This is a genomic window from Candidatus Aegiribacteria sp., assembly GCA_021108005.1.
In the GTDB taxonomy this organism is placed as follows: Bacteria; Fermentibacterota; Fermentibacteria; order Fermentibacterales; family JCC-6; genus Aegiribacteria.
The window spans coordinates 26,385-34,189 of sequence record JAIORS010000137.1 but is presented as its reverse complement, the minus strand read 5'-3'; the positions used below and the strand labels follow the sequence as shown (position 1 = coordinate 34,189).

The window sequence follows — 7,805 nt, the reverse complement described above, 5'->3', positions numbered from 1 at the left end:
AGTATTCATTGAAATTCGCAATCTGCATCTCGAAGCTTTGAATTGACATGACCTGGTAATTCTAGGTTTTGTCCTGTCAGATGAGAAAGCCGAGCAATAGGAAAGTTGATGAAGTCTGGTCGTGGTTCGTCAATGCGAAGCAAGTCGGGGGTTCTCTTTTTACACTTGCTCTAATCTGCGGTTATTAGCATAATCGCTGTTCTATGTTCTATGTTTTATTGTCTATTTGTGCGCCGAGAAAACAGGTAATCTATGTTCGCGATAATTCCCGGAAGCTGGAAATGTGACCTGCCGGATAACGTTGACGTATTCAGGCGGAGCGCTGACACCAGCGCGAACCATGAAAAGGTTCGGTCGGTTCTCATGGATGGGGAACACCTGTTCCTTATTGGAACGGAAGGCGTATCTTCTGAGAACAGGTACGTTGTAGTCACGGATCATATCTCACTTTTCGGGAGCAGTCCTCTTGTGGGTCCGAACAGGGATGACCTGGGGACCAGATTTCCCTCGCTCATGGGAATGTATATCACACCTGAGGGTGACTGGGATCTGGGTGTCGCGGGGAGAGTTCCCGACTGGAAGCTGGCCACTCCTGCGGAACTGGAACTGCTCGGTACAGAGGCTCTTGTGTCAGAAGGAATAGACGAAGCAGAAATTGCGGGACACGCAGGAGCAAAAGTCGTACTTCTGGTTCGATGCCATGGCTGGGAATCAATAAATGCTCAGTCACCACCGGCCCGGGAAGTGGCCACTGCTGCTGTAGATCTGTATAACCTGAAATTCACCGAGGGAGGTGAGGAGCGATGAACTACAAGGATACAATACAATTGCCTGAAACCGGCTTCTCCATGAAAGGCAATCTTATTAAGAAGGAGCCTGAAGAGCTTGAAAAATGGAACAGGGAGGACCTGTACGATAGAATAAGGCAGGCAAGAAAAGGATCTCCTGAGTTCATTCTCCATGACGGGCCTCCCTATGCCAACGGACACGTTCACCTGGGGACCGCACTTAACAAGATACTGAAGGATTTCATAGTCAAATCACACACCATGATGGGATACGATTCCCCATTTGTTCCCGGATGGGACTGCCACGGTATGCCCATAGAACACAAGGTAATGGAGAATCAGGATGAAGGCGGAAAACATCTATCCAGAGCCTCCATAAGAAAAAAGTGTCGGGAATACGCTGCGGAATTCGTTAGCGTTCAGCGGGAAGAATTTAAAAGACTGGGCATATTCGGAGCCTGGGACAGGCCATATCTGACGATGAGCAGAGATTACGAATCCGGAATTATAAAAGCGTTTGGCGACCTTGTGAAAGGCGGCTACGTATATCAGGGACTGAGGCCCATTCACTGGTGCATGAAATGCGGTACCGCACTGGCCGAAGCAGAAGTTGAGTACGCAGACCATACTTCCCCTTCAGTATATGTTGCATTCCAGCAGGAGAATCCCGAGGAATGGAAAACCCGTGGTATTCCGGAGGGCACGGAAACGGTCATCTGGACAACAACACCATGGACCCTTCCTGCCAATCTCGCTGTTGCTCTGCACCCGTCCGCGAGGTACGTGATAATAGAATCCGGCGACAGGCGATTTCTCGTGGCGGAGAAAAGGGCGGAAGCTTTCATGAAGGATGCCGAAATCCCTGGAAATGTGCTGCCAGAACCGGTTTTCAACGGCAATGAGCTGGAGGGTCTTCTCATGAAGCATCCCCTTTTCGGGGACAGAACTTCGATGATGATAGTGGCCGAACATGTTACTATGGAAGATGGTACAGGATGTGTTCATACGGCACCGGGGCATGGCGCGGAGGATTTTATCGTAGGTCTTAAATACGGTCTGGAGATATTCAGTCCGGTGACTGAAAACGGAACCTTCTCCGATGCAGCAGGAAAGTACTCGGGTATGTACGTGTTCAAAGCCAATTCCGAGATAATTGACGATCTGTTGAGTTCGGGGCATCTCCTGGCTGACAGGAAAGTGAAGCACAGTTACCCGCACTGCTGGAGGTGCAAGAAACCGCTGATATTCAGAGCCACAAGGCAGTTCTTCCTCAGCCTTTCTCATAATGACCTGAAAAAGCGTGTCCTTGAGCGGGTTGATGAGATAAAGTGGCATCCCGGATGGGGTTACGAGCGGATGAGGAATATGATGGAAGTCCGCCCGGACTGGTGTCTTTCAAGACAGAGGTCGTGGGGTGTGGCACTTCCCGTTTTTACCTGTCCTGATTGTCTTGAACCAGTCCTTGATCACGAGGTCATACATGCGGTTTCCCGGAAGGTTGCCGAGAAGGGATCGGATGTCTGGTTCGAAATGAACCCGGCGGAACTCTTTGCCCTTGCCGGTAAGAAAGCTGTCTGTCCCTCTTGCGGAAGCGATAATTTGCAGAGGGTGGACGATATACTGGATGTATGGTTCGACAGTTCTCTGAGCCACTTCAATGTGCTCCATTCAAAACATGAGCTTTCGCGGCCCGCTGCCGTATACCTTGAGGCAACCGACCAGCATCGTGGATGGTTCGGAGTAAGCCTGATAACCAGTGAAGCCCTCGGAATGAGCAGACCGGCGGATAACATAATAACACACGGTCTTATTCAGGATAAGAACGGCAGGAAGATGTCGAAATCCCTTGGTAATGTAATGTCACCTCTTAAGATAACAGACCGCCAGGGAGCCGATATACTCAGGCTCTGGTTTGCAGGCGTGGATTATACGGCGGATTTCAGGGCGGACATGTCTCAGCTTGATGACGCCAGGGAGGCATACAGAAAACTTCGAAATACACTCAGATTCATACTTGGAAACCTCGGAGATTTCAACGAAGTGTGCCTTGAGCCTTCAAAACTTCGGGGTTTCGACAGGTACATCTATCTGAGATTCAGGAAACTCTGCAGGTTCTGTATCGAGGAATACCGGAAATTTCAGTTTCACAGGGTGTACCGTGAGCTCAGGAACTTCGCGGTGATAAGTCTGTCCGGACAGTACCTCGATATGAGGAAGGACAGGCTGTACTGCGGGAACCCCGATTCCGAATCCAGCAGAATGACCAGACAGGTTATGGCATACATGCTGAAGAACATGATGAAGCTTCTTGCTCCTCTTATTCCCTTTACCGCCGAAGAAGCATGGATGGAGCTTCCCGATTGTCTTAAGGAAGAAACTGACAGTGTTCACCTCTCCCTGTATCCCGATGCGGACATACTGAGTGATACGGAAAAGGATATCGGAGAACTTGATTGCTGGGAACCGTATCTTGAAATAAGGAAAATGGCACTGAAGGAACTTGAGGAAAAACGGGCGGCGGGAGAGATAGGCGGCGGACTGGACGCCACGGTTGAGCTTACGGTCCCTGAGAACATGGTTGCGTCGGCGAATGGTGAGGACTGGTCAGATTTCCTGATTGTATCTCAGGCCAATGTGAAGGCCGGAGATGAGATATCCGTTTCCGTCAAGAAGGCGGAGGGTTCGAAATGCAACAGGTGCTGGAGGATATTGCCGGAAGTCGGAACATGTATACCGGACGATGTCTGCGCCAGATGTGCAGATATCCTTGATGGAGTGTACACTGATGACTGAGAAGAAAACCAGGTTATGCGGATATCTCACCGCGCTTTCGGTCCTGATTATCGATCAAATGACCAAAGTACTTGCTCGTGGAGAACTGGAGCTGCATCATCCTGAGGAGATTATCGGCAACTTTCTGAGGTTTACCCTCGCATGGAACCAGGGCGCGGCCTTCAGTATGCCATGGGGGGGGCCACTGTTTCTGACCGTTATTACCACTGTTGCAGCTGTAATGGTATCTATTTTCATATGGAAATTCGGAAAACGCTCACCGCTGTTTATTGCGGGATTAGGAGCAATTCTTGGAGGAGCGCTTGGAAACCTTCTGGACAGGTTCATGTACGGCAAGGTTGTTGATTTTATAGATATCGGTTTCACCGGCTGGCGGTGGCCCACATTTAACGTTGCCGATATTGCCATTACGGCTGGTGGTGTTCTTCTTGTGATTCTGTACAAAGGAGAAACGGCTGCCGAAAAGAAAATGGAGGATAGTACCGATGCAGGCTAGAATGACTTCAAGGACTGTAATAGCTGTCGGGGGTAACTCCCTTATCTCCTCAGGCGCGAACAACGGAAATCTGGGCACTCACAAAATGGCACGGGAAGTCTGCGAAGAGATGGCAACCATCGCTCAGTTCCGTGGAGGTGTTGTAATCACCCACGGCAACGGCCCTCAGGTGGGGTACGAGCTTTTAAGGAATGCCCTGGCTTCCTCCAGTATTCCCCCGGATGGTATGGATTTGAACGTTGCGGCAACGCAGGGTTACATCGGTTACATTCTGCAGCAGGTTCTTGGCGATGTTCTGGAGGAGCGCGGTGTTGATATCCCTGTAACCGCTCTCATTACACAGGTTCTTGTGGCCCCTGACGATCCGGCCTTTGAGAATCCATCGAAACCCGTCGGTTCTTTCTACAGTAAAGAAGAAGCCGGTAAAATCAAAAAGGAATTCGGCTGGATCATGAAAGAGGACGCCGGAAGGGGATGGAGACGTGTTGTGCCATCTCCCAAACCCAGGAGAATACTTGAGCTTGAGGCTATAAGAACCCTTGTCAATGCCGGCGAGATCGTTATCTGCGCAGGCGGCGGGGGGATCCCTGTAGTACGTGAGGGATACAAGGTAAGAGGAGTTCCCGCGGTTATCGACAAAGATCATGTAAGCGCGCTTCTCGCCACACGGCTGGAAGCTGATACTTACGTAATATCCACAGCGGTACCGGAAGTTTATGTGAACTTCGGGAAGCCTGATCAGAAGCCTATTCACAATGCTACCCTTGAGGAGATGGAGCGGTTCGTTCATCATGGAGAGTTCGCTGCGGGTTCAATGCTTCCCAAGATCCGGGCATCCATAGGTTTCCTCAAGCACGGCGGTAAGAAGGTCGTAATAACGTCTCCGGGTAATATTCTCAAGGCGCTTGACGGAAAAGCAGGAACAACAATCGTTCACGGAGGAATCACTATTCAGGAATCAATACCCCTTTCCGATTCTTAAAGAGGTTTTTTTCCTGATAGAAGAAGCGGAAGACGAAAAGCCTTAACAATATTTGAACTGCTTCGTCAAACCTTGATAATGACAGTTTGAACCTTGACGATTACACCTTTCGTATATATCCTTCGAGCCACGCTTTGTATGGTGCGGTGGGCGATTAGCTCAGGTGGCTAGAGTGCTTGCTTGACATGCAAGAGGTCACTGGTTCAAGTCCAGTATCGCCCACCATTTTTTAGTTTCATTCATTTTATGACCGGAAGGAGGTCGCCTGGATTATGCGTATAAGTTTCCCGGACAGTAGTTTAAGAGAGTATGAGGTAGGTACCACCGGTCTTGAAATAGCCGGAGATATTTCTGAGGGACTCGCCAGAAATGCTTTGATTGTAAAATTCAATGGTAAGTTACTGGACCTCTGCGAGCCACTGCAGGAAGATGGAAATATAGAAATTCTGACATTCAGGGATGAAGAGGGCAAGAAAGCCCTTCGGCACAGTTGTTCACACCTTCTCGCGAGTGCCGTACAGAAACTGTATCCTGCCGCCAGGTTTGGAATAGGCCCCTCGATAGAGGACGGATTCTACTACGATTTCGATATACCTGATTTTCCCGGTATTTCAGCATTCGAGGAAATTGCCGCTGAAATGAAAAAACAGGTTAAGGAGAATGTGCCATTCATCCGCAAAGAGATGGGTTTCGAAGATGCAGTTGCGTTTTTTGAGGATAAAGGCGAGAAATACAAAATGGAACTCATTGAGGAACTGCGCGATGCAGAAGAGAATGTATTTGTTTATCAACTTGGTGAATTTGTTGATCTCTGCAAAGGCCCCCATGTTCCATCAACAAAATGCCTGAAGTACTTCGAGCTTCTAAGCACCGCCGGAGCATACTGGCGCGGTGATGAGAAAAACGAAATGCTTACGCGAATTTACGGAACCGTATTCGATTCGTCGAAAAACCTGAAAGAACACCTTTCGATACTTGAGGAAGCGAAGAAGAGGGACCACAGAAAACTCGGCCCGGAGCTAGGTCTTTTCATAATAGGGGGCTCCGGCGGCCCTGGTCTGACATACTGGCTGCCTGACGGTACGATTGTCCGGGAGGAGTTGGAGAACCACTGGAAGAAAGCACACGTTAAATCCGGGTATCAGCTTGTAAGTACTCCTCATATAGCGCCGGTTGAGTTATGGAAAACCTCAGGGCATTACAACTACTACAAAGAAAATATGTACTTCCTTGAGATAGACAAAGGTGAGTACGCGCTGAAACCGATGAACTGCCCTGGCCATATCATCATTTACAAAAGCAGTAAAAGATCTTACCGAGAACTGCCAATGCGACTGGCTGAACTTGGTATGGTTTACAGATACGAAAAGAGCGGCGTACTTCACGGCCTTATGCGGGTCCGCGGATTCACTGTTGATGACGGCCACATTTTCTGTACAGAGCATCAGATAGTCGATGAAATCAAGAAAGTAGTCAGGTTTGCTCTTTACTTCCTGAAGATCTTCGATTTCGGATACAGCATAGAGCTCTCTCTTATGGACACGGAACACTCCGATCATTACGCAGGAGAGCCGGAGGAGTGGAAAAAAGTCGAGTCCGCCCTTGGGAAAGCGCTTGACGAGATGGGCGAGGATTACAGGCCTGTTGCGGGTGAAGCGGTTTTCTACGGTCCAAAGATCGATATAAAGATGAAAGACGCGCTGGGCAGATACTGGCAGGGACCTACCATCCAGTTCGACTTCAACATCCCGCAGCGTTTCAATCTTACATACGTTGGTGATGACGGGCAGGATCACAGGGTGTTCATGGTCCACAGAGCCCTCTTCGGTTCAGTGGAACGGTTCATCGGCAACCTCATAGAACACTACGCGGGCAACCTTCCAGGTTGGCTTGCCCCCCATCAGGTTGTTATCTTACCTATTACGTCATCACAGCTTGAAAAGGCTGAAGAGATTGAAAGCAATCTCGCTGATCTGGGAATCCGATGCAGTATAGACGCCCGAAGCGAAACTGTTGGATACCGGATCAGAGACGCGGAAACCAGCAAGGTTCCCTTCATGTTCATTATCGGTGAACGAGAAGCGGAATCAAACAGGGTTTCTTTGCGTATTCACAGAGAAGGTGACAGAGGCTCAATGGAGCTTGATGAAGCGATTGATATAGTCATGGCCGGGTGCAGAAGGCCTGAATTACCGGAATAGGAGGCCAGTTCATCAGTAAGAAGGAACAGAACAGGGTTAACGGGGAGATTCGGAGCCCCAACGTGAGATTGTTGGATGAGAACGGAGATCATATTGGAACTTTAAGCATACAGGAAGCTCTTGATATGGCTGCGGAAGCAGGACTTGATCTAGTTGAGATCTCACCCGGAGCAAACCCGCCCGTTGTCAGTATAGTTGATTATGGGAAGTTCCGTTATCGTCAGAAGAGAAAAGAAAGAAAGACAAGGAAAAGCCAGAATACCGGCGGCCTGAAAGAAGTAAAATTCAGACCAAATACAGAAGAGCATGATTATAACTTCAAGATGGAGCACGCCAGGGAATTCCTTGATTCCAGACATAAAGTCAAGGCAACCGTTGTATTTAGAGGTAGACAACTGTCTTACAAGGAGCAGGGTTACGAGCTTCTTGACAAGCTTGCTGAAGACCTTAAGGAATACGGTCGGATTGAAAGAAAGCCGGTTATGGAAGGGCGACAGATGTCCATGATCATCTCGCCTTTGAAAGAGAGAAATTAGCAGGGAGAA

6 protein-coding genes and 1 tRNA gene are annotated in these 7,805 nt (G+C 49.1%); all 7 read left to right on the top strand.

The annotated features are described in order from the left end of the window. Window positions 1-252 precede the first annotated feature (252 nt). The 7 genes from K8S15_08330 (at window position 253) to infC (ending at window position 7,796) form a co-directional block, all read left to right on the top strand. Window positions 253-807: a hypothetical protein gene (locus K8S15_08330; GenBank protein MCD4776039.1), complete on the top strand. Its 555-nt coding sequence runs from the start codon at window positions 253-255 to the stop codon at window positions 805-807. Beyond that, window positions 804-3,581: an isoleucine--tRNA ligase gene (ileS, locus tag K8S15_08325; GenBank protein ID MCD4776038.1), complete on the top strand. Its 2,778-nt coding sequence runs from the start codon at window positions 804-806 to the stop codon at window positions 3,579-3,581. The genes K8S15_08330 and ileS overlap by 4 nt, the downstream gene beginning before the upstream one ends. Next, a complete protein-coding gene (lspA, locus tag K8S15_08320; GenBank protein ID MCD4776037.1) occupies window positions 3,574-4,077 on the top strand; it encodes a signal peptidase II in 504 nt (167 codons plus the stop codon). The genes ileS and lspA overlap by 8 nt, the downstream gene beginning before the upstream one ends. Continuing rightward, window positions 4,067-5,059, top strand: a complete 993-nt coding sequence (gene arcC, locus K8S15_08315) for a carbamate kinase (GenBank protein MCD4776036.1) — start codon at window positions 4,067-4,069, stop codon at window positions 5,057-5,059. The genes lspA and arcC overlap by 11 nt, the downstream gene beginning before the upstream one ends. A 148-nt stretch (window positions 5,060-5,207) precedes the next feature. Beyond that, window positions 5,208-5,284 (top strand) — tRNA-Val (locus K8S15_08310). Between the two features lie 47 nt (window positions 5,285-5,331). Beyond that, the gene (thrS, locus tag K8S15_08305) at window positions 5,332-7,260 is read left to right on the top strand and encodes a threonine--tRNA ligase (GenBank protein ID MCD4776035.1); all 1,929 of its coding nucleotides are present in this window, start codon (window positions 5,332-5,334) and stop codon (window positions 7,258-7,260) included. Window positions 7,261-7,271: 11 nt separating this feature from the next. Further along, window positions 7,272-7,796, top strand: a complete 525-nt coding sequence (infC, locus tag K8S15_08300; GenBank protein MCD4776034.1) for a translation initiation factor IF-3 — start codon at window positions 7,272-7,274, stop codon at window positions 7,794-7,796. Window positions 7,797-7,805 lie beyond the last annotated feature (9 nt).